At 71.9% G+C, this 26,811-nt stretch carries 19 protein-coding genes and 3 pseudogenes; 10 read left to right on the top strand and 12 right to left on the bottom strand.

What is annotated here, in order from left to right:
• Positions 1-21 precede the first annotated feature (21 nt).
• On the top strand, positions 22-1,041 hold the full coding sequence (selD, locus tag ACWC94_RS38655; protein WP_450801994.1) for a selenide, water dikinase SelD: 1,020 nt from the start codon (positions 22-24) through the stop codon (positions 1,039-1,041).
• Between the two features lies 1 nt (position 1,042).
• On the opposite strand, the gene fdh is transcribed toward selD, so the two are convergent.
• Entirely contained in the window at positions 1,043-4,303 is a 3,261-nt protein-coding gene (gene fdh / locus ACWC94_RS38660; RefSeq protein WP_450801995.1) for a formate dehydrogenase, read from the bottom strand.
• A 278-nt stretch (positions 4,304-4,581) separates the two neighbouring features.
• Here fdh and ACWC94_RS38665 point away from each other — a divergent pair, with 278 nt between their 5' ends.
• On the top strand, positions 4,582-5,265 hold the full coding sequence (locus ACWC94_RS38665) for a haloacid dehalogenase type II (RefSeq protein WP_351241231.1): 684 nt from the start codon (positions 4,582-4,584) through the stop codon (positions 5,263-5,265).
• Position 5,266: 1 nt separating this feature from the next.
• On the opposite strand, the gene nrfD is transcribed toward ACWC94_RS38665, so the two are convergent.
• The 3 genes from nrfD to ACWC94_RS38680 all read right to left on the bottom strand — a co-directional run bounded on the left by nrfD (position 5,267) and on the right by ACWC94_RS38680 (position 7,751).
• Positions 5,267-6,280, bottom strand: a complete 1,014-nt coding sequence (gene nrfD / locus ACWC94_RS38670; RefSeq protein ID WP_450801997.1) for an NrfD/PsrC family molybdoenzyme membrane anchor subunit — start codon at positions 6,278-6,280, stop codon at positions 5,267-5,269.
• A complete protein-coding gene (locus ACWC94_RS38675) occupies positions 6,277-7,293 on the bottom strand; it encodes a 4Fe-4S dicluster domain-containing protein (RefSeq protein ID WP_450801999.1) in 1,017 nt (338 codons plus the stop codon). The genes nrfD and ACWC94_RS38675 overlap by 4 nt, the downstream gene beginning before the upstream one ends.
• Positions 7,294-7,388: 95 nt before the next feature.
• Positions 7,389-7,751 carry a hypothetical protein gene (locus ACWC94_RS38680; RefSeq protein WP_450802001.1) on the bottom strand — a complete coding sequence of 121 codons (363 nt, stop codon included), beginning with the start codon at positions 7,749-7,751 and terminating at the stop codon, positions 7,389-7,391.
• Positions 7,752-7,998: 247 nt separating this feature from the next.
• On the opposite strand from ACWC94_RS38680, the gene ACWC94_RS38685 reads away from it, so the two are divergent.
• Together ACWC94_RS38685 and ACWC94_RS38690 are read left to right on the top strand one after the other, a co-directional pair.
• Complete coding sequence (locus ACWC94_RS38685; protein ID WP_450802003.1) at positions 7,999-12,261, top strand: HAMP domain-containing protein; 4,263 nt, start codon at positions 7,999-8,001, stop codon at positions 12,259-12,261.
• 124 nt (positions 12,262-12,385) lie between these two features.
• Positions 12,386-14,734, top strand: a complete 2,349-nt coding sequence (locus ACWC94_RS38690) for a SpoIIE family protein phosphatase (RefSeq protein WP_450802004.1) — start codon at positions 12,386-12,388, stop codon at positions 14,732-14,734.
• Here ACWC94_RS38690 and ACWC94_RS38695 read toward each other — a convergent pair.
• Entirely contained in the window at positions 14,721-15,188 is a 468-nt protein-coding gene (locus tag ACWC94_RS38695; protein WP_450802005.1) for an ATP-binding protein, read from the bottom strand. The genes ACWC94_RS38690 and ACWC94_RS38695 overlap by 14 nt on opposite strands.
• Before the next feature lie 283 nt (positions 15,189-15,471).
• On the bottom strand, positions 15,472-15,645 hold the full coding sequence (locus ACWC94_RS38700) for a CsbD family protein (protein ID WP_450802007.1): 174 nt from the start codon (positions 15,643-15,645) through the stop codon (positions 15,472-15,474).
• 140 nt (positions 15,646-15,785) lie between these two features.
• On the opposite strand from ACWC94_RS38700, the gene ACWC94_RS38705 reads away from it, so the two are divergent.
• Both ACWC94_RS38705 and ACWC94_RS38710 read left to right on the top strand, forming a co-directional pair.
• Complete coding sequence (locus ACWC94_RS38705) at positions 15,786-16,208, top strand: MarR family winged helix-turn-helix transcriptional regulator (protein WP_450802008.1); 423 nt, start codon at positions 15,786-15,788, stop codon at positions 16,206-16,208.
• Positions 16,209-16,342: 134 nt separating this feature from the next.
• Positions 16,343-17,101 (top strand): annotated as a pseudogene (locus tag ACWC94_RS38710) (MFS transporter); the annotation flags it as partial.
• A 39-nt stretch (positions 17,102-17,140) separates the two neighbouring features.
• On the opposite strand, the pseudogene ACWC94_RS38715 reads toward ACWC94_RS38710, so the two are convergent.
• Positions 17,141-17,680, bottom strand: a pseudogene (locus ACWC94_RS38715) (endonuclease/exonuclease/phosphatase family protein); the annotation flags it as partial.
• Positions 17,681-17,916: 236 nt separating this feature from the next.
• On the opposite strand from ACWC94_RS38715, the gene ACWC94_RS38720 reads away from it, so the two are divergent.
• Complete coding sequence (locus tag ACWC94_RS38720) at positions 17,917-19,083, top strand: ANTAR domain-containing protein (protein WP_450802010.1); 1,167 nt, start codon at positions 17,917-17,919, stop codon at positions 19,081-19,083.
• A 19-nt stretch (positions 19,084-19,102) separates the two neighbouring features.
• On the opposite strand, the gene ACWC94_RS38725 is transcribed toward ACWC94_RS38720, so the two are convergent.
• The gene (locus ACWC94_RS38725; protein WP_450802012.1) at positions 19,103-19,726 is read right to left on the bottom strand and encodes a DedA family protein; all 624 of its coding nucleotides are present in this window, start codon (positions 19,724-19,726) and stop codon (positions 19,103-19,105) included.
• A gap of 127 nt (positions 19,727-19,853) precedes the next feature.
• Entirely contained in the window at positions 19,854-20,036 is a 183-nt protein-coding gene (locus tag ACWC94_RS38730) for a hypothetical protein (RefSeq protein WP_450802013.1), read from the bottom strand.
• 304 nt (positions 20,037-20,340) lie between these two features.
• Between ACWC94_RS38730 and ACWC94_RS38735 the strand changes: the two genes are divergently transcribed.
• Positions 20,341-21,180 carry a chitosanase gene (locus ACWC94_RS38735; RefSeq protein ID WP_450802015.1) on the top strand — a complete coding sequence of 280 codons (840 nt, stop codon included), beginning with the start codon at positions 20,341-20,343 and terminating at the stop codon, positions 21,178-21,180.
• Positions 21,181-21,190: 10 nt separating this feature from the next.
• On the opposite strand, the gene ACWC94_RS38740 is transcribed toward ACWC94_RS38735, so the two are convergent.
• On the bottom strand, positions 21,191-21,811 hold the full coding sequence (locus ACWC94_RS38740; RefSeq protein WP_450802016.1) for a DUF4328 domain-containing protein: 621 nt from the start codon (positions 21,809-21,811) through the stop codon (positions 21,191-21,193).
• Between the two features lie 159 nt (positions 21,812-21,970).
• Here ACWC94_RS38740 and pgm point away from each other — a divergent pair, with 159 nt between their 5' ends.
• Positions 21,971-23,611, top strand: a complete 1,641-nt coding sequence (gene pgm, locus ACWC94_RS38745; protein WP_450802018.1) for a phosphoglucomutase (alpha-D-glucose-1,6-bisphosphate-dependent) — start codon at positions 21,971-21,973, stop codon at positions 23,609-23,611.
• A gap of 53 nt (positions 23,612-23,664) precedes the next feature.
• Here the strand turns inward: pgm and ACWC94_RS38750 are convergent, their stop codons facing one another.
• Positions 23,665-24,582 carry an SGNH/GDSL hydrolase family protein gene (locus tag ACWC94_RS38750; protein ID WP_450802019.1) on the bottom strand — a complete coding sequence of 306 codons (918 nt, stop codon included), beginning with the start codon at positions 24,580-24,582 and terminating at the stop codon, positions 23,665-23,667.
• Positions 24,583-24,948: 366 nt separating this feature from the next.
• Positions 24,949-25,206: a DUF5133 domain-containing protein gene (locus ACWC94_RS38755; RefSeq protein WP_450802021.1), complete on the bottom strand. Its 258-nt coding sequence runs from the start codon at positions 25,204-25,206 to the stop codon at positions 24,949-24,951.
• 321 nt (positions 25,207-25,527) lie between these two features.
• On the opposite strand from ACWC94_RS38755, the pseudogene ACWC94_RS38760 reads away from it, so the two are divergent.
• Positions 25,528-26,811 (top strand): annotated as a pseudogene (locus tag ACWC94_RS38760) (hypothetical protein); the annotation flags it as partial.

Below are 26,811 nucleotides of genomic sequence, written 5' to 3' on the forward strand. Positions count from 1 at the left end.
CTGCCCCAGGAGACCACCGGTATGACATCGACATCCGCACCGATCGGCCGGGCCCCCGTCCGGCTCACGCAGTACGCCCACGGCGGCGGCTGCGCCTGCAAGATCCCGCCCGGAGAGCTGGAGGAGGTGGTCGCCGGGCTGACCGCGTCCCCGCTCACCGGGGGCGACACCCCGCTGCTCGTCGGGCTCGCCACCGGTGACGACGCCGCCGTGGTCACCCACCGGGGGACGGCGGTCGTCTGCACGGCGGACTTCTTCACCCCGGTCGTGGACGACCCCTACGACTGGGGACGCATCGCCGCCGCCAACGCCCTGTCCGACGTGTACGCGATGGGCGGCCGGCCGGTGCTCGCCGTGAACCTGCTGGCCTGGCCGCGCGACCGGCTCCCCTTCGACCTGGCCCGCGAGGTGCTGCGCGGTGGCCTGGACATCGCCACCGAGGCCGGCTGCCACGTCGGTGGCGGGCACAGCGTCGACGACCCGGAACCGAAGTACGGCATGGCCGTCACCGGCCTCGCCGACCCCGACCGGCTGCTGCGCAACGACGCCGGGCGGCCGGGCATGCCGCTGTCGCTGACCAAGCCGCTCGGCGTGGGCGTGCTGAACAACCGGCACAAGGTCACCGGCGAGCGGTTCGAGCAGGCCGTCGCCACGATGACGGCGCTCAACCGGGACGCCGCCGGGGCCGCCCTCGCCGCCGGGGCCACCTGCGCCACCGACGTCACCGGGTTCGGGTTCCTCGGGCACCTGCACAAGCTGGCCCGTGCCTCCGGCGTGACCGCCGTGGTCGACACGGCCGCCGTCCCCTACCTGGACGGCGCGCGGGAGGCCGTCCGGGACGGCTACGTCAGCGGCGGCACCCGGCGCAACCTCGAATGGGTCGCCCCGTACACCGACTTCGGGACCACCGACGCCGACACCCGGCTGCTGCTGGCGGACGCCCAGACCTCCGGCGGGCTGCTCGTGGCGGGCGAGGTGCCCGGAGCACCGGTGGTGGGGGAGCTGGTGCCCCGCGGCTCCCACTCCCTGGTGCTCAGGTGACTCACGGCTCCGTTCCGGTGTGCTCGTCGATGCCCGCCCGGACCCGGTAGGCCCGCACCAGCTCCACGGACGCCGGACCCCGGGGCCGGCGGCCCGGGCGGATGTCCACGGCGAACGCCTTCGACTCCTGGATGTGCGTGTTCGGGTCCAGCGACAGATGCAGCAACTCGTTGGCCGCGTCCCCGGTGCTGTAGCCGTTGGGGCCCCAGTGGTAGGGCAGGCCCACCTGGTGCAGCCGCCGCCCCTGCACGGTCAGCGGCGCCATCCGGTCCGTCACCAGCACCCGCGCCTCGATCACTCCGCGTGCGCTGACGATCGTCGCCCACCCGGTGTGTTGCAGGCCCCGCTCGGCCGCGAGCTCGGGGGAGACCTCGCAGAAGAACTCAGGCTGCAGTTCGGCCAGGTACGGCTGCCAGCGGGACATGCCGCCCGCCGTGTGGTGCTCGGTCAGCCGGTAGGTGGTGGCCACGTACGGGAACACCTGTGAGCCGGGCTCGTCACCGCTCGGCTGGTAGCGGTTGTCGCGGACGGATGGCATCAACTGCCGTACCGGGTTGCGCTGTTGGTCGTAGAGGAGATTCGGGAACGGGGAGTCCTGCGGTTCGTAGTGGGTCGGCAGCGGGCCGTCGGTGAGCCCGGACGGCACATACAGCCAGGCCTTGCCGTCGGCCTGCATGATGAACGGGTCCGTGCCGGACAACGCCTCCGGGCCGGTCGCGTCCTCGGGCGGCTCATGGCCGGGTGACTTGTCCTTCTTGAAGTCGGGCACGTCGTGCCCGGACCACTGGCCCTTCTCCGGATCCCACCACACCAGGGCCTTCCGCTCGCTCCACGGCCTGCCCTCGGGGTCGGCGGAGGCACGGTTGTACAGGATGCGGCGGTTGGCGGGCCAGGCCCACGCCCACTCGGCGGCCACCCAGTCCTGTTCGCGGCCGGGCTTGCGGCGGGCCGCCTGGTTGACGCCGTCGGCGTAGACACCGCAGTAGATCCAGCAGCCGCAGGTGGTCGAGCCGTCGGGCCTCAGCTGCTCGTACGACGAGAGCGGGTTGCCGTCGGCGTCATGGCCGTTGATCTCGGCGAGGACGGCCTCCGCGTCCGGCTCGGCGTGCCGGCCCTGCGTCGGATAGTCCCAGGCCAGATCGAGCACCGGCCGGTCCATCTCGTCGGTGGACCCGGCCAGCTTCTCCCGGATGATCCGCCCCAGGTGGTACGTGAACCACAGGTCGCTGCGCGCCTCGCCGGGCGGCTCGACCGCCTGGTGGTGCCACTGCAGCAGCCGCTGGGTGTTGGTGAAGCTGCCGTCCTTCTCGGTGTGCGCGGCGGCCGGCAGGAAGAACACCTCGGTGCGGACGTCCTCGGTACGCAGCTCCCCGGTCTCGGTCTCCGGGCCGTCCTTCCACCAGGTCGCCGACTCGATCAGCGAGAAGTCACGCACGACCAGCCAGTCCAGGTTCGCCATCCCGAGCCGCATCAGCTTGGAGTTGGCGTTGCCCACCGCGGGGTTCTCGCCGAACAGGAAGTAGCCCTTGCAGATGCCCTCCCGCTGCGCCATGGCCGTCTCGTACGCCGAGTGGGAGCCGGTGAGCCGGGGCAGGTAGTCGAAGCAGAAGTCGTTGTCCTCGGTGGCCGCCTCGCCCCAGTACGCCTTGAGCAGGCTCACCAGGTACGAGCGCATGTTGCCCCAGTAGCCCTTGTGGGCCGCCTCGGCCTCGACGAAGGCGTCCAGGTCCTGGTTCTGGTGGGCGTGCGGCATCGGGATGTAGCCCGGCAGCAGGTTGAACAGCGTGGGGATGTCGGTGGAACCCTGGATGGAGGCGTGGCCGCGCAGTGCGAGGATGCCGCCGCCGGGCCGGCCGATGTTGCCGAGCAGGGTCTGCAGGACGCACGCGGCGCGGATGTACTGCACCCCGACCGTGTGCTGCGTCCAGCCCACCGCATAGGCGAAGGCCGTGGTGCGGTCCCGGCCGGAGTTCTCCGTGACCAGCTCGCACACCTGCCGGAACAGGTCCTGCGGCACCCCGCAGACCTGCTCGACCATCTCCGGCGTGTAGCGGGCGTAGTGCCGCTTGAGCACCTGGAAGACACAGCGCGGGTGGGTGAGCGTCTCGTCCCGCTCCGGCTCTCCCTCGCCGATCACCGCGCCGCCGGAGCCGTGCGCCTCGCCGCGTGCCGCCTCGGTCACCGAACTGCCGCCGCCGGTGCGCTCCTCGTACTCCTGGTCGCGCTCGCCGGATGCCGCCTGGATCTCGGTGCCCTCGTACTGCCAGCTGCTGTTGTCGTAGGAGCGGGTCTCGGCGTCGAGACCGGAGAAGACACCCGCCAGGTCCTCGGTGTCGCGGAAGTCCTCCCGCAGGATCACCGGGGCGTTGCTGTACGCCACGACGTAGTCGCGGAAGTACTTCTCGTGCTCCAGGACGTAGTGGATGATCCCGCCGAGGAAGGCGATGTCGCTGCCCGCCCGCAGCGGGACGTGCAGGTCGGCGAGGGCGCTGGTGCGAGTGAAGCGCGGGTCGACATGGACCAGCTTCGCGCCCCGCGCCTTGGCCTCCATCACCCACTGGAACCCGACCGGATGGCACTCGGCCATGTTCGAGCCCTCGATGACGATGCAGTCCGCGTTCTGCAGGTCCTGCTGGAAGGTGGTCGCGCCGCCGCGTCCGAACGAGGTTCCCAGACTGGGAACGGTGGAGGAGTGTCAAACACGCGCCTGGTTCTCGATCTGGATCGCTCCGAGCGCGGTGAACAACTTCTTGATCAGGTAGTTCTCTTCGTTGTCGAGCGTGGCCCCGCCGAGGCTCGCGATGCCGAGCGTGCGCCGGGTGCGGGTCTCGTCGACCTCCCACTCCCAGCCGGCCCGGCGCGCCTCGATCACCCGGTCGGCGATCATGTCCATCGCCGTACCGAGGTCCAGGCGCTCCCACTCGGTGCCGTGCGGACGCCGGTAGAGGACCTGGTGCTCGCGTGCGTCCCCGGTCGTCAGCTGCAGGCTCGCCGCGCCCTTGGGGCACAGCCGGCCGCGCGAGATGGGGGAGTCCGGATCGCCCTCGATCTGGGTGACCCGCTCGTCCTGGACGTAGACGTTCTGGCCGCAGCCCACCGCGCAGTACGGGCAGACGGACTTCACCACCCGGTCGGCGGTGGCCACCCGGGGCTGCAGGCGCTCACTGCGCCCGCTCTTCGCGGCAGCGCCCCGGCCCAGCGGGTCGGTGCCCGTCAGCTGGCGGTAGACCGGCCAGGAGTCGATCCAGGTGCGCACACCCACGGCCACTCCTTCCGCTCATTGTCCTGATTTTCCCGCATGCGCGCGGCGACGGCATCTCTCGCCCTGGTCGGCCGCGGAGTACCCCCGTCGGGCGGGGCCAAACAGAAGCGCCGGGGAGCCGGGAAGCCCCGCCGCTGGTGTGTCGGCGCACGGCCCGCCACCTGGTGCCGGTAATGTCCAGTGGGCACCGCCGTCGCGAGGCCGTCGGGCAGTCCCGGGTATCCGGGAGGAACGCGAGGCCCAGGCGCTCGCCCTCCCCGCGCCCGGAGGTGACCCCCTTGCCCGCTGTCCGCCGCCCCTACGTCCTGCTGTTCGACGTGAACGAGACGCTCACCGACATGGCCCCGCTCGCCGCCCGCCTGGAGCACGTCGGTCTGCCCGGCCACCTCCTCACCGCCTGGTTCGCCGGCGTGCTGCGCGACGGCGTGGCCCTCACCCTGGCCGGCGGCCACGCCTCCTTCGCGGCCGTCGCCGGGGAAGGTCTGCGGGCGCTGGCGGCCGCCGAAGAGGGCGCCAGCGACCCGGAACAGGCCGCGGCGTACGTCCTCGCCGGACTGCCCGAACTGCCCCTGCACCCGGACGTGCCCCGAGGCGTACGCGCGCTGCACGCGGCCGGATACCGACTGGCCACCCTCACGAACGGCTCGGCCGACACCACCCGTGCCGTGCTGGACCGGGCCGGACTGACCGACTGCTTCACCACCCACCTGGACGTGGCGGGCCCCGGCCGCTGGAAGCCCGCACGCGAGGCCTACGCGTACGCCCTGGACGCCGTGGGCGTGGCCGCCGACGAGGCCCTGCTGGTCTCGGTGCACCCCTGGGACATCGACGGCGCCGGCCGCGCCGGCCTGACCACCGCCTGGCTGCGCCGCACATCGCACCCCTACCCCTCGGTGGCGCGCCCCGCCGACCTGACCGCCACCTCCCTGCCGGACCTGGCGGCCCGGCTCGGCGCCGAGTAGCTCAACGGCCGCGCGCGGCGAGCCGCTCCCGCTGCGGTACGACCGTGTACTTGGGGTCCTCGGCGGAGGCCACCCCGGCGTGGAACACGCCGAAGCGCAGCGCGGCCGAGCCGGTGAGCAGGGCGGCCCCAGCCGCCAGGGCGAGGCGCCGGTCCCGTCCGCCGAACAGGGCGAGGACCGCGCCGCCCGCCGTCAGCAGTTCCGCCGTGCGCAGCAACAGACGCGGCCTGCCCTGCTCGAAGGGCTCGGCCGTCAGGCCCATGCGCCGCTTCATCGTCCGGAAGGCACCCAGTTCCACAGCGGCGCCGAGGGCGGCCATCCGGCGGGCGGGCCCCGCCTGGGCCGTCGGAGCCGCCGCCAGGGCCAGACCGGACGCGGCCGTGGCGGCGGAGCCGGCGAAGACGAACGGCAGTTCGCGGTAGCCCTCGTGCCAGGAAGGCACCGCCGTGTCCGAGAGCAGCACCGCGGTGTACGTCGCCACCGCCGGGCCGAGGACGGCGCCGACCGCTGTCGCCGCCGCGCCCAGCAGCCGGTAGCGGCCCGTCACCTCGGTGGCCGCCGCGGTCAGCGTCAGCGGCGCGTACCCCGCCAGCAGCCACGAGCCCACGCTCATCGGGGAGGTCGGCTTGAGGACCCGCAGCATGTTCAGGAAGCGCGCCGGGCGGCCCAGGTCGTGCACCAGCGCGGCCAGCGACAGCGAGATCGCCCCGGCCGCCCCGAGCTTCGCCGGTGCCGCGAGCCCCGGCCGGCCGGTCACCTGGCCCCCGGCCGCGAGCAGCGAGGACGCCCCGGCCAGGCCGCCCAGGTAGAGATAGCCCGCGATGTCCAGGGGCTTCCACGTCGGCTTGTTCAGCACCGGCTTGCCGTAGTACGACGAGAACGTGGCGTCCGGCACCATCGGCTGCTCGCCCCGCCCGCGCCGACGCAGGCGGCGACCCGCCTGGGCGCCCGTCGGGGCCTTGCGGCCGGGCCGCGCGCCCTGGACGCCGTTCCGCGTCACGTCCGGCTCGCTCATCGGGGCCTCCGTACGAAACTGCCGAGGGCGAGGGCGGCCAGGGAGGCGGCGGCCAGGGCCGCGTGCCGCCACATGTCGGGCAGGTCCCGGGTGGTGACCACCGGGTCCGGGGGCAGGCCGTAGACCTCCGGGTCGTCCAGCAGCAGGAAGAACGCCCCGTCGCCGCCGACCCCGTCCTCGGGGTTCTCGCCGTACAGCCGGGCGTCGGTCGCACCGGCCGCGCGCAGCTGCGCCACCCGGTCCCGGGCCCGCTCGCGCAGTTCCTCCAGCGGGCCGAACTGGATGGAGTCCGTGGGGCAGGACTTGGCGCAGGCGGGCTCCATGCCGACGCCGAGCCGGTCGTAGCACAGCGTGCACTTCCACACCCGGCCGTCGTCCTCGCGCTGGTCGATGACGCCGTACGGGCAGGCGGGCACGCAGTAGCCGCAGCCGTTGCAGACGTCCTCCTGGACGACGACCGTGCCGAACTCGGTGCGGAACAGCGCCCCGGTCGGGCACACGTCCAGGCAGGCGGCGTGCGTGCAGTGCTTGCACACGTCCGAGGCCATCAGCCAGCGCAGCTCGGTGCGGCCGTCGGGCGAGAGGGGCGAGATCTGCCCGGCGGGCGCGCCCTCGGGGGCCGGGCCGGGCGGGGGAGCGGTGGCGCCGGGGCCGGGGGAGGCGGCGTCGGTGCCGAGGCGCGCTGCGGCGGCGAACACGTCGACGTCCTCGTGCGCCACCCCGGGCTCCTGCCCGCCGAACGGTTTGCGCTGCTCGATGAAGGCCACGTGCCGCCAGGTGTCGGCGCCCAGGCTCTGGGTGTTGTCGTAGGACATACCGGTCAGTTCGAGGCCGTCCTCAGGGATGGCGTTCCACTCCTTGCAGGCCACCTCGCACGCCTTGCAGCCGATGCACACCGAGGTGTCCGTGAAGAAGCCCATCCGCGGCGGGGCGTCCGGATAGCCGGAGGCGCCGGCCACGTCCGCCTGTGGGCCGTACAGCAGGTTTCCGCGGACCTCGTCGCCCTCGCTCATCCCCGTGCCTCCTCACTCATCCCTCCTCGCCCTCCTCGGGTACCTCGCCCGACGCCGCTCGCACGCAGGCCGAAGCCGGTGTGCAGCACCGGCGCCTACGCCTCGGAGGTCATCGGGCCGCGCAGCGGCAGATACGAGCCGGTGTACGGCCGTTGCGCCATGTCCGGGTGGAAGAAGAACGTCAGCCGGACGCCCGCCTCGGACACCGCCACCGCGCCCGCCTTCCGCCCGTGCCGGGCCCCTCTCGCCCGGTGCTCTGTATCGAGCCTGGCACGGGTGCCCTTGCGACGCTCGCCCGAAACGGTCGCGTCGGTCTGGGCCGGCGTGCTCGCCCAGCCCCGTCCGGTGGTGGCGGGGTTCGCGGTGGACGGGGAAACACCGCCGGACCGGGCGTCCGGCGGGGCCCGGACGCACATCGCGGGCACGGGGGAGAAGTGCCGCCCGACCGCCTTGGACAAACCCTTTCGGATACCCGGCTGATCCGGCCTCATTCCCGTCTCCCCGGGTGATTTTCATGATCGTCGAAGGTTGGCCGGATGCTTTGTCCGAGCCGGTCCAGCTGGGTTAATCTGCGGCGTATTTTCTCATCGTGCACGTCCGTGAACTGCGGAAATGCACATGCCAGCCGCCGGGTCAGGCCGTGTGCCCGGCAGTGGTTCCGAGCCTTCCCCACGAGGGCTCCTGGGGAGTGGAACGAGGGTGCGCATGGCCGGCAGGGCCAGTGGGACGACGGACGTGGTTCCGGGTGATGAGGAACTGAGAAGACTGCTCGCGGGGCTGACCGCGGTGCGCGACGGAGACTTCGGCACCCGGTTGCCGGACGACTCCACCGGGCTCATGGGGGACATCGCCACCGTCTTCAACGGCATGGTCGACCAGTTGTCCGTGTTCACCTCCGAAGTCACCCGCGTGGCCCGCGAGGTGGGCACCGAGGGCACCCTCGGCGGGCAGGCACGGGTACCCGGAGTCTCCGGCACCTGGGCCGACCTGACCGACTCCGTCAACGCGATGGCGGGCAATCTCACCACCCAGGTCCGTGACATCGCCCAGGTCGCCACGGCGGTGGCCAAGGGCGACCTGTCCCAGAAGATCGACGTCGACGCGCGCGGCGAGATCCTTCAGCTGAAGGAGACCGTCAACACGATGGTCGATCAGCTTTCGGCCTTTGCGGACGAGGTGACCCGGGTGGCCCGCGAGGCGGGCACCGAGGGCCGGCTCGGCGGACAGGCACAGGTTCCCGGCGTCGCCGGCGTCTGGCGCGACCTGACGGACTCGGTCAACTTCATGGCCGGGAATCTCACCGCCCAGGTGCGCAATGTCGCCCAGGTGACGACGGCCGTCGCGCGGGGGGACCTGTCCCAGAAGATCACGGTGGACGCGCGCGGCGAGATCCTGGAGCTGAAGAACACCATCAACACGATGGTGGACCAGCTTTCGGCGTTCGCGGACGAGGTGACCCGGGTGGCCCGCGAGGTGGGCACCGAGGGCCGGCTGGGCGGCCAGGCGGACGTCAAGGGCGTCAAGGGCACCTGGCGGGACCTGACGGACTCGGTGAACTTCATGGCCGGGAACCTGACGGCCCAGGTGCGCAACGTGGCCCAGGTGGCCACGGCCGTGGCGCAGGGTGATCTGTCGCAGAAGATCACGGTGGACGCGCGCGGCGAGATCCTGGAGCTGAAGAACACCATCAACACGATGGTGGACCAGCTCTCCGCGTTCGCGGACGAGGTGACCCGGGTGGCCCGCGAGGTCGGTACCGAGGGCCGGCTCGGCGGGCAGGCGCAGGTGCGCGGGGTCGCCGGCACCTGGAAGGACCTGACCGACAACGTCAACGTGATGGCCTCCAACCTCACCGGCCAGGTCCGTTCGATCACCCAGGTCGCCACCGCCGTGGCCAAGGGCGACCTCTCGCAGAAGATCACCGTCGAGGCCAAGGGCGAGGTCGCCGCTCTCGCCGACGTCATCAACACCATGGTCGACACTCTGTCGGCGTTCGCGGACGAGGTGACCCGGGTGGCCCGCGAGGTGGGCACCGAGGGCCGGCTCGGCGGGCAGGCCCACGTGCCCAACGTGGCCGGTACCTGGAAGGACCTGACCGACAACGTCAACTCCATGGCCAACAACCTCACCGGCCAGGTGCGCAACATCGCGCTGGTGACGACGGCCGTGGCCAAGGGCGACCTGTCGAAGAAGATCGACGTCGACGCGCGCGGCGAGATCCTCGAACTGAAGACCACCATCAACACGATGGTCGACCAGCTCTCCGCCTTCGCGGACGAGGTGACCCGGGTGGCGCGCGAGGTCGGTACCGAGGGCCGGCTCGGCGGGCAGGCCGAGGTGGAGGGCGTCTCCGGCACCTGGAAGCGCCTCACGGAGAACGTCAACGAACTCGCCGGGAACCTCACCCGGCAGGTGCGTGCCATCGCCGACGTGGCCAGCGCCGTCGCCGAGGGTGACCTGACCCGGTCCATCACCGTCGACGCCTCCGGTGAGGTGGCCGACCTCAAGGACAACATCAACTCCATGGTGGAGTCGCTGCGCGAGACCACCCGGGCCAACCAGGAACAGGACTGGCTGAAAACGAACCTCGCCCGGATCTCCGGCCTCATGCAGGGTCACCGCGACCTGCCCGTCGTCGCCGAACTCATCATGGACGAGCTGGCGCCCCTGGTCCTGGCCCAGTACGGGGCCTTCTACCTCGCCGAGGACGGCCCGTCGGGACCCGGGCTGCGGCTCGTCGGCTCCTACGGCCGGCCCGAGGAGGACACCCGGCCCGACGTCATCCCCTTCGGCCGCTCCCTTGTCGGCCAGGCCGCGCGCAGCCGCCGCACCATCGCCGTGGAGGAGCTGCCGCCCGGCTACGTCACCATCTCGTCCGGACTCGGACGGATCGAACCGACCGCGCTGTTGTTGCTGCCCATCGTGTTCGAGGAACAACTCCTCGGCGTCATCGAGCTGGCGTCCGTCACCCGGTTCACCGCGGTCCAGCGGGACTTCCTGCAGCAGCTGGTGGACACCATCGGCGTCAACGTCAACACGATCGTCGCCAACGCCCGCACCGACGAACTCCTGGAGGAGTCGCAGCGGCTGACCAGTGAACTGCAGGCGCGTTCGGCGGAGTTGCAGGTCAGGCAGGAGGAGCTCCAGCAGTCCAACGCCGAACTGGAGGAGAAGGCCTCGCTGCTGGCCGAGCAGAACCGGGACATCGAGGCGAAGAACCTGCAGATCGAGCAGGCTCGGCAGGAACTCGAGGCACGGGCCCAGCAGTTGTCGCTAGCATCCAAGTACAAGTCCGAGTTCCTCGCCAACATGAGCCATGAGCTGCGCACCCCGCTCAACAGCCTGCTCATCCTCGCCCAGCTGCTCGCCCAGAACCCGTCGCGCAACCTCACCCCGAAGCAGGTGGAGTACGCGGGCATCATCCACTCGGCCGGCTCGGACCTGCTTCAGCTGATCAACGACATCCTTGACCTGTCCAAGGTCGAGGCCGGCAAGATGGACGTCACCCCCGAGCGGGTGTCGCTGAGGCAGCTGCTCGAGTACGTCGAGGCCACCTTCCGGCCCATGACCTCGCAGAAGAGCCTGGAGTTCACCGTCAGCACGGCCGCCGGAGCACCCGCCGACCTGCTCACCGACGACTCCCGGCTGCGGCAGATCCTGCGCAACCTGCTGTCCAACGCGGTGAAGTTCACCGAACAGGGCGGTGTCGAGCTGCGCGTGGAGCCCGCTGCCGACGACGAGGTGCCCGAGGAGGTGATGCGCGGCGGCGCGGTCGTCGCGTTCCGCGTGAAGGACACCGGCATCGGGATTCCGGAACAGGAACTGGAGTCCGTCTTCGGCGCGTTCCAGCAGGCGGACGGCACCACGAGCCGCAAGTACGGCGGCACCGGGCTCGGTCTGTCCATCACCCGGGAGATCGCCCACCTGCTCGGCGGCGCCGTCGCCGTCGACAGCACACCGGGCAAGGGCAGCACCTTCACACTCTTCCTGCCCGTCGCCCGGCCCGACTTCGACGCGCTCCTGCGCAGTGGACGCACGGCGCCGAAGGCGGCCGAACCGCAGGGAACGGACGGAGCGACCGGGGAAGAGCCGACGGCAGCAGCGCCGCTCGGCAGTGGGAAGACGCAGCATGCGCGCCGGCTGCTGGTCGTCGAGGAGCGGCCGCGCGGCCTGCTGACGCTCGTTGCCGAGAGCGTGGTCGGCGACCTCCGGCACAGCCACGCCGACGGCGCCGGCGTGGCCGTCGACATCATCACCGCGGTCGGCGCCCAAGAGGCGGCCGGCGCCCTCGCTGCCGAGCCGTGCCACTGTGTCGTCGTGGACCTGGGGCTGCCGGACGGGGAGTCGGCCCGGTTCCTCGACGCACTGCGCGCGGACTCGGCTCTCTCGGGCGTCCCCGTGCTGGTGCACAGCTCCCTGCGTGCCGAGCATCCGGCTGGGGAGCCGGGCGGCTCGCTGGAGTACCTGTCCAGCCTGGACGAGCTGCGGGAGCGGATCGCCCTGCACCTGTCGGCCGAGGAGCCCGGGGAGGTGCTCACCCTGGTCCGCACCGAGGAACCGCAGCACGCGGCGGCGGACTTCGCCGACGAGCACACCCGCGGCCGTACCGTCCTCGTCGTCGACGACGACGCGCGGAACCTGTTCGCGCTCAGCGGCATCCTCGAACTGCACGGCTTCCGCGTGCTGCACGCCGACAACGGCCGCAAGGGCATCGAGACGCTCGTGAACAACCCGGACGTCGAACTCGTGCTGATGGACGTGATGATGCCCGAGATGGACGGGTACACGGCAACGGCCGAGATCCGCAAGATGCCGCAGTACGCCGACCTGCCGGTCATCGCCGTCACCGCCAAGGCGATGCAGGGTGACCGGGAGAAGAGCCTCGCCTCCGGCGCCAGCGACTACGTCACAAAACCGGTGGACACCCATGACCTCATCGCCTGCGTCCGGCGCTGGCTCCCCGCATGACGGCGGCACCGCTCACCCACCCGTCCGCAGGCCGAGGAGTACCGAACCGGTGAACCGTCATGAACCGTCTGCCGGAGCGGACGCGCCGACCGGCGTGCCCGCACAACTCCCAGCCGTGGACACCATGACGGCAGACGTTCCGGCGACGTCGCCGGTGGGCAGGCTCGCCGCCACCGTGGAGCGGCTGCGCCGCGAGGTGCGGTCCGCGCAGGCGGAGGCCGAGGGCCGGGCGCTGATCGAGCTGGCCAAGGGCATCCTGGTGGAACGCCTGGGCTGTGGCCCCGCCCAGGCCGCCCGCCAGCTCGCCGAACTCGCCGAGCAGGCCCGGGTGACCCCGCTGGAGTTCGCGGTGGACGTCATCAACCAGGCGGCCCGGGACCGGGTCACGGAAGTCAGCGAGGCGTTCCTGTCCGTCGCCGCGGACCCCGCCGGGCCGGTCGAGGAGTCGGCCGCCGTACGGTTGCGTGCCGCCGAGAGCGGCGTCCTCGCCGCGCCTGACACCCAGGCGATGGCCGACTCGCTGCTCGAACACGCCCTGCGCCCGCTCGGCGCGGTCGCCGTCGCGATCTGGGCGGCCGGCTCCGACGGGTCGCTGACCCTCGCGGGCAGCGCCGGATTCGCTGCGGCCGAGGCGGCCCGCTGGCGCTACGTCCCACCCGACGTGGCCACGGTGGCCCGGCGCGGCCTGACCGAGCCGGACGGGCAGTGGTTGCCCTCGCTCACCGCCTCCGGGCTGCCCACGATCGGCCGACGGGACTACGCCGACGGCGCCCGGATCGCCGTACCCGTGGGTGCGGGCGGGCGGATCCACGGCGTCCTGGAGATCGCCTGGCCGGGACCCGAGGAGCCGTTGCCGCGCCCAGTGGTGCGGCAGGTGGAGGCGCTCGCCGAGCTCTGCGCGCACACCCTGGAGACCTTCGTACTGCCCTCCCCGTCCACGCAGGAGCTCCGGGTGCTGCCCGACGTGGTGGAGCTGATGGACCTGGCGGAGGGCCTGCACGACCCGGCGCTGGTCCTGGTGCCGCACCTCGACCACACCGGGCAGCTCGTCGACTTCCGCATCCAGCACGTCAACAGCCGCTTCCTCGACCCCGCGGGACGGCCGCGGGCCGTCGTCGGGGGCGCCCTGCTGCTGGAGGCCTATCCCATGGCCGCCGGTTCCAGCGAGCTGTTCCAGCGCGTGGAGCGGGTCTACGCCACCGGCGAGCCGTTCCGCGCCAGTCGTATGCGGCTCACCGCGCTGGTCGACCAGGTGCCGCTCTCCGCGGTCGCGGACATCAGCATCAGCCGGCACGGCTGCAGCGTGCTGCTCATCTGGCGCATCGAGGACGAGGCCGCGCGGCTGGCCAGCCTGCTGCAGCACGCCCAGCGGCTCGGGCGGATCGGCGGCTTCGAGGAGAACCAGCTGACCGGTGAGATCACCTGGAACAGCCAGCTGTTCAACCTGTACGGGCGCCCGACCACCAGCCCACCGGTCCCCCTGGAGGACCTGCCCGCCCACGCCCACCCCGACGACGCCGTCACCATCGGCCGTTTCCTGCGCGCGCTGCTGCACCACCGCAGGCCGGCGTCGGCCGCGTTCCGGCTGCTGCGTCCGGACGGGGTGACCCGGCACATCCGCGTGGTCGCCGAACCGGTCCTCGACACCGGCGGTCAGCTGCTCGTCGTCCGGGGCGCCTACCAGGACATCTCGGCCCAGCACTGGACCGAGGTCGCCCTGGCCGCGACCCGCGACCAGCTCGCCCAGACCGAGCAGCAGGCCCACGAACGCAACAGGCTCACCCTCCAGCTCCAGCACGCCATCATGCCGCCCGCCCAGGCACCGCTGCGAGTGCCCGGCCTGCAGGTGGCGGTGCGCTACCGACCGGCCGAGACCGAGCAGCTGGTCGGCGGCGACTGGTACGACGCCGTCGTGCTGCCCTCCGGCCTGGTGCTGCTGTGCGTGGGGGACGTCGCCGGGCACGGCATCGAGGCGGCCACCAGCATGGTCGTGCTGCGCAACGCGCTGCGCGGACTCGCCGTCACCGGGGCCGGTCCGGCCCAGCTGCTGGCCTGGCTGAACATCGTCGCCCACCATCTGACGGGTGCCGTCACCGCCACCGCCGTCTGCGGCCTGTACGACGGCGAGCGCCGGACCCTGCGCTGGGCGCGCGCGGGCCATCTCCCGCCGGTGCTGGTCCGTGAGGGGGACGCCACCGCGCTGCCCACGCTCAAGGGGCTGCTGCTGGGCGCCCTGCCGGAGGCGGTGTACGAGGAGACCGAGGAGCAACTGGCCGCCGGGGACACCCTGCTCATGTACACCGACGGGCTGATCGAGCGCCGGGACCGCTCGGTGGAGGAGTCGCTGTCCCATCTGCTGGACACGGCGCGCTCGGCGCCGACGACCCTGGACCAGCAGCTGGACCGGTTGCTCACCTACAGCAAGTCGGACACCGACGACGACACCTGCATCGTGGGTATCAGGGTCGCCTGACCGCGGGGCCGGTCTCCCCGTCGGTGAGCGGTACGGTGACGGTGACCCGCTTGCCGCGGGGCAGCCGGGTCACCTGCAGGTCGTGGGAGATCATGGCGACGAGGTGCAGTCCATGGCCGCCGACCCGGCCGGGATCGGGCGGGCGGCGCCGGGGCGCCTCGGCGGAGGTGTCCGTCACCGCGATCCGCAACGCGGTGGCGTCCGGCAGCAGTTCCAGGCACAGGGCGCACGGGCCGGGCGCGTGCTTGGCCGCGTTCGTGACCAGTTCGCTGACGACGAGCTGGGCATCCTGAACCGAGCGTCGCGCGAGTGCGGGCCGGACCCGGGAGAGCAGGGAGGCGACGGCGTCTCTGGCGTCGCCGATGCTGGTCACGCCGGTGTCCCAGGTGCGGCTGTAGCGCAGGGGCGCGGGGCGCGCCTGCGTCGTCGCGTGGGTCCTGAGCGAGATGTCCATACGTCGTTGCCCTTTTCCTCTGGGATCAGGGTCCCTTCCTGCGCACACGGGGTCTCGTGCCGTCCTTGCCCGGTTACCCGCTGAGCCATCGGTCAAGGGCACGTTCGTGGGGAATCCTCCGGTTGCGCAGACCCCCCTGGTGAGGGGCCGCGGCCGTGCGAGGCGCACGGGCACGGGCAGCGGAAACGGTCCCCCGTACACGGCGGAACGGGCCCGGGAGGCCAGCGTCCGCTGGGTTTCCCGGACCCGCTCGGAGTCGAACAGCCGCCTGAACCGGCATGCTTCAGTGCTTGAAGGTGTCCTTGGCCTTCTCCTTGGCCTGCCGCGCGTCTCCGCGGGCACCCTCCATGCGCCCCTCGGCCTCCAGCTGCTCGTTGCCGACCGCGCGGCCCACGGCCTCCTTGGCCTTGCCCTTGGCCTGCTCGACCTTGCCCTTCGCCTTCTGGTTGCCAGCCATCGGTGTCACATCCCAACGTGTTCGCGGTGTCTGGACGACATTCGGTTTGCCACTGGGACGCCGTCCAAACCAGCAACCGGACCCGTGACTACTTACGTTTGGTTGAACAGTCCGAACTGATAAGCCTATCGTTAGTACCCATGGACACGGTTGCACTCGCCGCCGCGCTGCGGCTGGCCATGGGCCGGGTCGTCCGCCGACTGCGGCAGGCGCACGCGGTCGGGGACGTCACGCTGTCCGGCGTCTCGGTGCTGGCCCGGCTGGCCCGCACCGGTCCCGACTCGCCCGGCTCGCTGGCCGAGCGGGAAAGGGTCCGGCCGCAGGCGATGGCCAGCACGCTTACGGGACTCGAACACCGCGGACTGGTGAGCCGTACCCCGGACGCGGCCGACGGCCGCAGGGCCATCGTGTCGATCACCGACGAGGGACGGACCGTGCTGGAACAGCGCCGCTCCGAGTCCGTCGGCCGGCTCGCCCACGCCCTGGACGAGTTCACCCCGGAGGAACAGCAGGCCCTGTACGACGTCCTGCCCCTGCTCGACCGGCTGGCGGAACGACTGTGACCGGCGACGTGCCCGGCACCGGCCTACGGGTCCGGCTGCTCGCCCGCTCCGCCCGGCTGCGGGACACACCTCCGGGCCCCGGCTACAAGTGGGTCGCCCTCTCCAACACCACCCTCGGCGTGCTGATCGCCACGATGGACGCCTCCATCGTGATCATCTCGCTGCCGGCGATCTTCCGCGGGATCGGCCTCGACCCGCTCGCGGCCGGCAACATCGGCTACCTGCTGTGGATGATCCTCGGCTATCTGCTGGTCTCGGCCGTGCTGGTGGTCGTCCTCGGCCGGCTCGGCGACATGTTCGGCCGGGTGCGGATCTACAACCTGGGCTTCCTGGTCTTCGCCTGCGCCTCCGTCGCCCTCTCCCTCGACCCGTTCCGGGCCGGCGCGGGCGCGCTCTGGCTGATCCTGTGGCGCATCGTCCAGGCCTTCGGCGGCTCCATGCTCACCGCCAACTCGGCCGCCATCCTCACCGACGCCTTCCCGGCCCGGCAGCGCGGCATGGCCCTCGGCGTCAACCAGATCACCGCGCTCGCCGGGCAGTTCCTCGGTCTCCTCGCCGGCGGCCTGCTCGCGGCGGTGGACTGGCGGGCGGTGTTCTGGGTGAGCGTCCCGGTCAGTGTCACCGGCACCGTCTGGTCGTACCTGAGCCTGCGCGAGACCTCGGCCGGCGGACGCGGCCGCATCGACTGGCTCGGCAACCTCACCTTCGCCTCCGGCGCCGGCATCCTCCTCGCCGGCATCACCTACGGCATCCAGCCCTACGGCGGCCATGCCACCGGCTGGACCAACCCCTGGGTGCTCGCGGGCCTGACCGGCGGCGTGTCCCTGCTGCTGGTGTTCTGCCTCGTGGAGACGCGGGTCGCCGAGCCGATGTTCCGAGTCCGTGGACTGCGTATGGGTGCCGATGACATGCACTGTGGCGCCGTTCACATTCAACACCACATAGGCGAAGCCCTTGTTGGACCACCAGTCCGAGCCGCACGCGTCCTTGTACACGTACTGCTCCCGGTGCACGATCGGCCACTTGCTCAGCACGGTGACCCCGCCGTCCTCGGGTGTGGTCGACGAGTAGGCCCCGCCGGTCGCGTCCCAGCCGTCACGGCCGCGTCCCACCACCGGTGTCTGATACGGGTATGCGGCCGCCGCCGCGTTCTTCAGCGCGTCCGAGGACGAGTTGTCGAACGCCTCCTCCAGCACCACCACGTCGTTGCCCTGGAAGAAGGACGCCTTCGGTATCTCGGCGGCCCGGTGGTCCTGCCCCCAGTTGGGGTAGAGGTTCTTGCTCATCAGGAAGACGTTGTATGTCAGGACCTTCAGCGCGGGCGCCGGTTCGGCGGCGGTCGCGGGCGTCGGGCCGGCGAGCGCGGCAGCGGGCAGGGCGAGGGCGAGCACGGCAGCGGCGAGAGCGCGGCGCGGTGCGAAGGGCGTCACTGGATCTCCCTGTCGATGAAGGGCCGAAGTGGCGCCGCACATCAAACCACCCGGGATTACCCACAGGTAACACCCGAGCGCGCACGGGTGGCCTTCGGGCCTCCGGTCAGTGGAACCCCCTGCGCGCCCGGCGGGCCGCTTGCCTTTTCGTTGCACGAGGGAACAAGGTGAAGACAGGTGGCGGCCCGGAGCGGCCGGGCGCCCGCGAGCCGAGCGAGGTGTGCGGTGAGGCAGGGTGCGCAGCCCGCGGATGGTGCCCGGTGACGGGAGGAGCCACGGTGACCGTGCAGCCGGTCACCGAGCGGGCGGTGGTGCTGCGACTGTCGGGGACGCTCGACGCCCAGGGCGCCGGAGTACTCGGACGCGAGCTGGACCTGCGGCTGAGACGGGCCGACGAGCGCGGGCTCCGGTTCGTCCTGGACGTGTCGGCGGTACGGCGCGTCAGCGGCACCGCGGTGGACACCCTCGACGCCCACACCCGGCACCGGGCCGCCGGACCGGTCCTGGTCGCGGGAGCCTCCGCGCAGGTCCGCCGGGTGCTCGCGGCGACGTCCCTGCCGGGCATCCGCCTGTACCCGACCCTCGAGGGCGCCCTCGCCGCCGTGTGCACCACGCGTGTGGGCCGGGGCGAGCAGATCGGGCCCTGCCCGGCCGAGGACACCGCCGGTGAGGTCTTCGGCCTGCGGGCCAAGGCCCGTACCAGCGGGATCATCGGCATCGCCCAGGGCATCCTGATCGCCCGGTACTCCCTGCCCGGCCCGGCCGACGCCTTCGCCCTGCTGCGCGCGGCCTCCCAGCACCACAACGTGCCGCTGCGCGTGGTGGCCTCGGCGGTGGTGACCGCGCCGCCGCCGACCGCCGAGCAGTGGTTCCCCGGGCGCCGGCACACCCCGCCGCCGGTCCTGGCGCTGCCGCAGGCCGACCGGGTGGACCCGCGGGACCGGCGGCAGGTCCTGAGGGCGGCCGTGTACGCGGCGGTGACACTGGCGGACGCCGACGCGGCCGAGATCCACCTGACCGACAAGGTGCAGGACGAGGCGCTCGTGCTCGAGGCCCACCACGGACTGGACGCCGCCTACCGCGACTGCCTGGCCCTCGTGACCGGACCGCCCGCGGTGTGTGCGCGGGCGCGGGCCGAGGGCCGGCCGGTGACCGTGCCGGACGTGGCCGCCGAGCCGGAGCTGGCCGGTCATCCGGTGGGCCGGGCGGCGCTCGCGGTGGGCAGCCGGGCTGTGCACAGCATGCCGATGACCACGGACGGCGGCGGCTGCAACGGGGTGCTCTCGCTGCACCGCGTGGATCCCGGGGCGTGGCTGCATCCCGGTCAGGAGGCCGCGCTGGCCACCATGGTCCACGACCTGGCGGCGTGGCAGTCCTGGTACCGGCGCACCGTGCTGCAGGACGCGCTGGAGTACCTGCACGCCCAGTGCGCGCTGGGTGGCTGAGCGGGCGGCGCGCAGCGGGTCAGCACTCGTGCCGCCGTCGTACGAAGTGCCGTACGGCGAGGGCCGCGACCAGGACGGCGGCGGCGATCAGGATGTAGAGCTGGTAGCGCGAGACCTCGTCGTAGACCGTCGTGATGTGATGGCCCACCAGGTAGGCCAGGGTGGTCCACAGGCCGACCCACAGGGCGGCGCCGAGCGCGTTGAAGGCGAGGAAGCGGCGCCAGCGCATGCCCGCGGTGCCCGCGACGATGCCGTTGGCCTGGCGCAGGCCCTCGATGAACCGGGCCACGGTGACGATCTTGCCGCCGTGCCGGCCGAAGAACTCCTCGGCGGCCTCGAACCGCTTCGGCGTCAGAAAGACGTACCGGCCCCACCGGTGGACGAAGGCCCGGCCGCCGAATCGGCCGAGCAGATAGCCGATGTTGTCCCCGGCGACGGCCGCGACGAAGGCGATGACCGCCACGGCGACGACGTTCAGCCGTCCCGCGCCCGCGTACACCCCCGCGGCCAGCAGGATGGTCTCGCCGGGCGCGGGAACCCCGAAGTCCTCCACCAGGACCACGGCCCCCACGGCCCAGTAGCCGTAGTGGCCGAGCAGGGGCGCCAGATGCGCCAGCGGGCCCGGGAGCGGAGGGGCGGCCATGCCTCCACGGTACGTCGCCGCGATCAGCGGCCGTTTCTTCGGTCGGCGCGGCGCACGGCCGTGCGACGGTGGTCCCGGTCGTGCACCCGGGTCAGGCCCGCCCGGGCGGGCGGCGGGCCGGAGTGCCTCAGGGGCCGGCGGGGGAGGTGTCCTCGTCGCCGCCGGAGGCGGGCTGGCAGACGCGGCACAGTTGGTGGTCCCCGTCGCGGGTGACGACCGTTCCCCAGCCGAGGCACTGCTCGCAGTCGCGGGCGAGCGTCAGGTCGGGGTGGGGAGGCAGAAGGGGGGTGCGGTGGGATCCGTACGCCATGCGGTGAGCGGCTCCTCGTAGTCGCGGACGAACGCAGGGAAGGAGGGGCAGGAGACATCGGGCAGACCATGACAACGCTGTCCAAGCCACCTCCATTATGTCCTACTTTTCCCTTCTGTCTATGCCTCCTGTCACTCGGTGCCGGATTTCTCCGGCACCGAGTGACAGGAGGCATGGCGGTTGTTCGATCCTACGAACTTCTCGCCTACCGGGTTACCGGGGCGTGGCGCATTTGATAGGAAACTTTCCTACCAGTATGCGGTACGGACCAACCCGCCACCCCCCACCCCTCCTTGGAGCCCCTGTGGTGCACGCAGACCGCGAAACAGCAGCCCCCTCCCGCGTCTCCCGCCGGACCGTCGTCGCCGTCCTCGGAGCCGTGGCCTCCGGTGCCCTGATCGGCACCCAGCGCGCCCTCGCCGCTCCGGCCGCCGCGCCGGGCCTCGACGACCCGGCGAAGAAGGAGATCGCCATGGAACTGGTCTCGAGCGCGGAGAACTCCTCGCTCGACTGGAAGGCCCAGTACAAGTACATCGAGGACATCGGCGACGGCCGCGGTTACACCGCCGGCATCATCGGCTTCTGCTCGGGCACCGGCGACATGCTCGACCTGGTCCAGCTCTACGCCGACCGCAAACCCGGCAACATCCTCGCCAAGTACCTGCCCGCCCTGCGCAAGGTCAACGGCACCGACTCGCACGCCGGCCTCGACCCGAACTTCCCCAAGGACTGGCGCAAGGCCGCCCAGGACACCGCCTTCCAGCAGTGTCAGAACGACGAGCGCGACCGCGTCTACTTCAACCCCGCGGTCGCCCAGGGCAAGGCGGACGGCCTGCGCGCCCTCGGCCAGTTCTGCTACTACGACGCCCTCGTCATGCACGGCGACGGAGACGACCCGACCAGCTTCCGCAACATACGCAAGCGCGCCCTGCGCAGCGCCAAGCCGCCGGCCCAGGGCGGCGACGAGACGACGTACCTGGGCGCCTTCCTCGACGCCCGGGTTTGGGCCATGAAGCAGGAGGAGGCGCACAGCGACACCAGCCGCGTCGACACCGAGCAGCGGGTCTTCCTGCGCAAGGGCAACCTCGACCTGAACACCCCGCTCGACTGGAAGGTGTACGGGGACGGTTACCACATCGGCTGACGCGCCGGAGTCATGAGGCCTGCGGCAGGCCGGCGGGCGCGGGCCCCGGAAGCCCCGAGCCCGGCGCGGCGGCCTGCCGTGCCGTGATGCGCTGGATCAGGGCGACCGCCAGGACGGCGGCGAGGAACACGAGGGCCTGCACTGCCGCCAGCAGCGGCAGCGAGGTGTCGCCGCCCAGGTTCAGCACCGCCAGGGACAGAACACCGTGCCCGAACCAGGCCGCCCACCACCCGTTCACCAGGAGATCCCCGCGCCCCTGGTCCGCGCCGGCCGGGCCGCTCGCGCGCTGCACGTCGAGCAGCAGCCCGCGCGGAGCCCACAAGTTGACTCCCGGTAGCAGCCAGGCGAGAACGGCCCACGCGGCGGAGCCGCGCACCGCGCCGGGCGTCAGAAGCTCGGCGTTGCGCCGGCACCGGGCGAACCAGAGGAGGAACAGCACGGCCGCCGCCGCCCCCACGTACCCGACGATCATCGACACCCGGGCGGACCCGGAGGCCGTGCTCGCCGACGGATGCAGCAGATGAGCACGGACTTTCAGCGCCCGCACCACCTCGGCGCCGGCCGCCGCGGGGACGGCGAACTGGGCGCAACGAGCGAGGAACCAGGGAGCCTGGGCGGTGGAACCCGTCACGGTGGAACACCTGTCTGAGGAAGGCGCCCTGCACGGGGGGCGGCACGGCGCGAAGATCGGAGCACTGGATCATAGGACCGGCCCCACTCGCGTGTCAGGGCCCTGACGAGGAAAGATGGGCGGTGAGCGATCGATCCGACGATGCGGAGGAGCGGACTCATGCCGCACGAGCGAGCCGGCCGGCCGGCCGGTCCCGAGGACCTTGTCGACGTGGCCCGGCTGGTCACGGCGTACTACGCACTGCACCCCGACCCGGCGGACCCGGCACAGCGGGTGGCGTTCGGCACCTCCGGGCACCGGGGCTCGTCCCTGGCGAGCGCCTTCAACGAGGACCACATCGCCGCCACCAGCCAGGCCATCTGCGAATACCGCGCCGGCCAGGGAACCGACGGCCCCCTCTTCCTCGGCGCCGACACCCATGCCCTGTCCGAGCCCGCGAAGGCCACCGCGCTGGAGGTGTTCGCCGCCAACGGCGTGACCGTCCTCATCGACAGCGCCGACGGCTACACACCCACCCCCGCCGTCTCGCACGCGATCCTCACCCACAACCGGGGCCGCACCTCGGGCCTCGCCGACGGCGTGGTCGTCACGCCGTCGCACAACCCGCCCGCCGACGGCGGCTTCAAGTACAACCCGCCGAGCGGTGGCCCGGCGGCGTCCGACGCCACCTCCTGGATCCAGGACCGGGCCAACGAGATCATCACGGGTGGCCTGAAGGACGTACGCCGGGTGCCCTACGCCCGGGCCCTCGCCGCGGACACCACCGGCCGGTACGACTTCCTCGGCGCGTATGTCGGCGACCTGCCGAGCGTGCTCGACCTGGACGCGATCCGCACGGCCGGTGTGCGCATCGGCGCCGACCCGCTCGGCGGGGCCTCCGTCGCCTACTGGGGCCGCATCGCCGAACAGCACGGCATCGACCTCACCGTGGTCAACCCGCACACCGACCCCACCTGGCGTTTCATGACGCTGGACTGGGACGGCCAGATCCGCATGGACTGCTCCTCGCCGTACGCGATGGCCTCGCTCATCGAGCAGCGCGACCGGTACCGCATCGCCACCGGCAACGACGCCGACGCCGACCGGCACGGCATCGTCACCCCGGACGGGGGCCTGATGAACCCCAACCACTACCTCGCGGTCGCCATCTCCTACCTCTACCGGCACCGCGAGCAGTGGCCCGCCGGCACGGGCATCGGCAAGACGCTGGTGTCCTCCACGATGATCAACCGGGTGGCCGCCGACCTCGGACGCCGACTCGTCGAAGTCCCGGTCGGCTTCAAGTGGTTCGTGGACGGACTGGCCGACGGCACCCTCGGGTTCGGCGGCGAGGAGTCCGCGGGCGCCTCCTTCCTGCGCCGCGACGGCTCGGTGTGGACCACCGACAAGGACGGCATCATCCTGGCGCTCCTCGCCTCCGAGATCACCGCCGTCACGGACAGAACCCCGTCGGAGCACTACGCCGGCCTGACCGCCCGCTTCGGCGCGCCCGCCTACGCCCGTATCGACGCGCCCGCGACCCGTGAACAGAAGGCCCTGCTCGGCAAGCTGTCCCCGGCCCAGGTCACCGCCGACACGCTCGCCGGAGAAGCGGTCACGGCCGTGCTCACCGAGGCGCCCGGCAACGGCGCCGCCATCGGCGGCATCAAGGTGACCACCGACAACGCCTGGTTCGCGGCCCGCCCGTCGGGCACCGAGGACGTGTACAAGGTCTACGCCGAGTCCTTCCTCGGCCCCGCCCACCTCGCCCGTGTGCAGGAGGAGGCCCAGGCCGTGGTGCTGGGCGCGCTCGGCGACTGAGGGGTGGGGTACGGCGGCCCCCGGCACGGGCGTACCCGGTGGCCGCCGCCGGTTCAGCCGTGCCCGTGCCCGCTGCCCAGCCGGCCCAGGACCGCCTGCGCCATGGCCTGCTCGCCCGTGGCGTTGGGGTGCGCCGGGGCCGCGGGTGCGGCCGGCTGCAGCGGTTCGATCCAGCGGTCCGCGGGCGCCTTGCACATGTCGTGCCCGACGGTCGGGCCGTAGGTGTCGGCGTACTCGGCCCGGTTGACGCCGGCCACCACGCGCAACATCAGGTTGAGCCGCTTCTCGGTGTCGCGCAGGTAGGCGAAGTCCCGCTGTGCGAAGGGCACCTGCGGGAAGCAGCCGCTGCCGTCGTCGGGCAGCAGGTCCGGATAGCCGACGACCACCACGCGCGCGTGCGGCGCCCTCGCGTGCACGGCCCGCAGCACCCGGTCGACCTTCGGCGCGGTCCGCAGGACGGCCAGGGCCAGCTCGTCGTATCCGGACGCCTCGTAGGAGCGCTCGCACGGGTTGCCCGTCGGATCCTGGGCGGCCAAGCGGGCGCAGGTGGCGATGATGGAGCCGAACCCGACGTCGTTGCCGCCGATCTGAACGGTCACCAGGTCGGTGCCCCGCCCCAGCGCGTCGAGCTGGGGCGCGTTGCCGCCCTGCGCCCGCCACATCTCGGCGGTCGTCGCTCCGGCGCAGCTGACGTCCGTAAAGGCGGTCACCTTTCGCTGCGCCGCCACCAGCGAGGGGTAGTTGTGGTCGGAGCGGGCACAGCCGGCGTCCACCTGGCTCGGGATGCCGGGGCCCGAGGTGTAGGAGTCGCCGAGGGCCACGTAACCGAGGCCGCGGCCGTGTTGGCCGGGGAGCGCGGCGGCCGGTGTCGTGGAGGCGGCGACGAGGGCGCAACCGCCCAGCGCCGCCCCCAGTACGGCGGCCCGCCGCCGGCCTCTCGCCCCGTCCGCCGCACGCGTGTCGTTCGCCATGAGTCCTCCCCCTGAGACCGGTACATCGCGCGGAGGCGGCGCCGATGAGCACCCTCGCGCGTTCGACCGGCCCTGTATACCGCCCGGTAGGTGTCGCCGACCAGAAGCGGGAAGCAACGAGTTCGGGCGCCGCTGCCGGGAAAGGGACAGCGGTGCCGAGAGACGGGGAGGACGGCGCCGAAGGGGCGCACCGGCGCCGGGGAACGGGAGCGACGCTGCCGAACAAGCGGGAGCACCGCTGCCGAACAAGCAGGAGCACCGGTGCCGGCGAACGGGCGCAGCCGGGGGCCGGGGAACCGGTGCGTTCAGCGGGCCGGGCCGGGTCGGCAGCGGGTCCGGACCGCGGCCCGTCCCCCGTTTCGCGTTTCAGACACCGGACGGCGTCCCCGGCGAAGCGGATGCCTGCAGCAGGGAATCGTCGTCCGGCCGGGCCCCGGACAGACGGTGCCGGGCGGCGATCAGGGCCATGTCGGCGTCACCGGTACCGGTGGCCACGCACAGCGTGTACGAGATGTCCGCGAGTCGTTGCCGGGCCTGCGGGGTGCTCTTCCCGGCCCCGAGGAGGGTGAGGGTCTCGTACTGGGCGATGAGGTCCTTCAGCACCGCGGGGTGTGCCATCAGCATGCGTTCCGCCTCCCTGGTGGGCCGCCGGTGTACGAAGTCGCAGCGCGACTACCCGCAGCGGCGCGTGGCATGCCACCGCGGTGGATCACCGGGTGCCGCGGTGCCCCGGCGGTGTGCCGGCACGCGTCTCGCGTCGTCACCGGCCTGCCCCGGATTGCCGTCGCGGACCGGGCCAACTGGCGCCCTGCGCTCCCCCATCCGGTGGCTTATGGGTGCCGCAGCGTTATTCATGTCTCGGATTTCCTGATCATTCCACTATCTAGCCCTTGGGACTGACCAGCCGTCATAAAGCTCTGACCCAAGTCGAGGAGAGTGGAGAGAATGACGACATCGCCGCGACGGCGATACGTTCTGGCGTCGGCCGCTACAGCCGCCGCGCTTGCCGCAGCCACGCTGGCGAACGCGGGAGCCGCCTACGCTCAGGACCACACCACCCCGAACCCGCCGGCCCCGAAGAAGGCCGGTTATCCGCATCACCGGGAGAAGCCCGCATACCCGATGAAGCCGGTGTACCCGGTCCATCCGGAGAAGCCTGCCGCACCGGTGAAGCCCATGTACCCGGTTCATCCGGCGAAGCCCGTGTACCCGGTGAAGCCGGTCCATCCGGAGAAGCCGGTGTATCCGGAGAAGCCGGTGGTTCCGGTCAAGCCCGTCTATCCGCAGAAGCCGGTGGTTCCGGTCAAGCCGGTGTATCCGGAGAAGCCGGTCAAGCCTGCGGTTCCGGTGAAGCCTGTCTACCCGGAGAAGCCGGTGTATCCGCGGAAGCCGGTGGTGCCGGTGAAGCCGGTGTATCCGGAGAAGCCGGTCAAGCCCGCGGTTCCGGTGAAGCCCGTGTACCCGGAGAAGCCCGCCTATCCGCGTAGTCCCGAAAAGCCCGTGTATCCGGTGAAGCCTGTCTACCCGGAGAAGCCGGCGGTGCCCGTGAAGCCGGTGTATCCGCAGAAGCCTGTGGTCCCGGTGAAGCCCGTGTACCCGGAGAAGCCGGTGGTTCCGGTGAAGCCGGTGTACCCGGAGAAGCCCGCGGTTCCGGTCAAGCCGGTGTATCCGCAGAAGCCTGTGGTCCCGGTCAAGCCCGTTTACCCGGAGAAGCCTGCCGTCCCGGTCAAGCCCGTCTATCCGCAGAAGCCGGCGGTTCCCGTCAAGCCGGTGTACCCGGAGAAGCCGGTCAGGCCCGCAGTCCCGGTCAAGCCTGTCTACCCGGAGAAGCCGGTGTATCCGCGGAAGCCGGTGGTGCCGGTGAAGCCGGTGTATCCGGAGAAGCCGGTCAAGCCGGCGGTTCCGGTGAAGCCGGTGTATCCGATGAAGCCGGCGGTTCCGGTCAAGCCCGTCTATCCGCAGAAGCCGGTCAAGCCGGCGGTTCCGGTGAAGCCGGTGAAGCCGGTGTATCCGGAGAAGCCGGTCAAGCCGGCGGTGCCGATGAAGCCCGTCTACCCCGAGAAGCCGGTCAAGCCCATGTACCCGCAGCGGCCGGTGAAGCCCGAGTACCCGAAGCACCCGGAGAAGCCCGAGTACCCGCAGCACCCGGAGAAGTCGTCGAGTCAGGGCCTTGAGCGGGTCGCGGGGCACGAGGTCGCCGTCCACGACGATGCCGAAGGCGGGTCCGCC

The sequence above is a fragment of the Streptomyces sp. NPDC001135 genome (assembly GCF_053598395.1).

What these genes read in the sequence shown, in the direction of transcription:
- ACWC94_RS38675 (WP_450801999.1), bottom strand. Translation starts at nt 7,293, where the DNA reads ATGAGCGAGGGCGACGAGGTCCGCGGAAACCTGCTGTACGGCCCACAG.
- ACWC94_RS38695 (WP_450802005.1), bottom strand. Translation starts at nt 15,188, where the DNA reads ATGGACATCTCGCTCAGGACCCACGCGACGACGCAGGCGCGCCCCGCG.
- ACWC94_RS38750 (WP_450802019.1), bottom strand. Translation starts at nt 24,582, where the DNA reads ATGGCGAACGACACGCGTGCGGCGGACGGGGCGAGAGGCCGGCGGCGG.
- selD (WP_450801994.1), top strand. Translation starts at nt 22, where the DNA reads ATGACATCGACATCCGCACCGATCGGCCGGGCCCCCGTCCGGCTCACG.
- ACWC94_RS38725 (WP_450802012.1), bottom strand. Translation starts at nt 19,726, where the DNA reads ATGGCCGCCCCTCCGCTCCCGGGCCCGCTGGCGCATCTGGCGCCCCTG.
- ACWC94_RS38755 (WP_450802021.1), bottom strand. Translation starts at nt 25,206, where the DNA reads ATGCTGATGGCACACCCCGCGGTGCTGAAGGACCTCATCGCCCAGTAC.
- ACWC94_RS38700 (WP_450802007.1), bottom strand. Translation starts at nt 15,645, where the DNA reads ATGGCTGGCAACCAGAAGGCGAAGGGCAAGGTCGAGCAGGCCAAGGGC.
- nrfD (WP_450801997.1), bottom strand. Translation starts at nt 6,280, where the DNA reads ATGAGCGAGCCGGACGTGACGCGGAACGGCGTCCAGGGCGCGCGGCCC.
- ACWC94_RS38685 (WP_450802003.1), top strand. Translation starts at nt 7,999, where the DNA reads ATGGCCGGCAGGGCCAGTGGGACGACGGACGTGGTTCCGGGTGATGAG.
- ACWC94_RS38730 (WP_450802013.1), bottom strand. Translation starts at nt 20,036, where the DNA reads ATGGCGTACGGATCCCACCGCACCCCCCTTCTGCCTCCCCACCCCGAC.
- pgm (WP_450802018.1), top strand. Translation starts at nt 21,971, where the DNA reads ATGCCGCACGAGCGAGCCGGCCGGCCGGCCGGTCCCGAGGACCTTGTC.
- ACWC94_RS38690 (WP_450802004.1), top strand. Translation starts at nt 12,386, where the DNA reads ATGACGGCAGACGTTCCGGCGACGTCGCCGGTGGGCAGGCTCGCCGCC.
- ACWC94_RS38705 (WP_450802008.1), top strand. Translation starts at nt 15,786, where the DNA reads ATGGACACGGTTGCACTCGCCGCCGCGCTGCGGCTGGCCATGGGCCGG.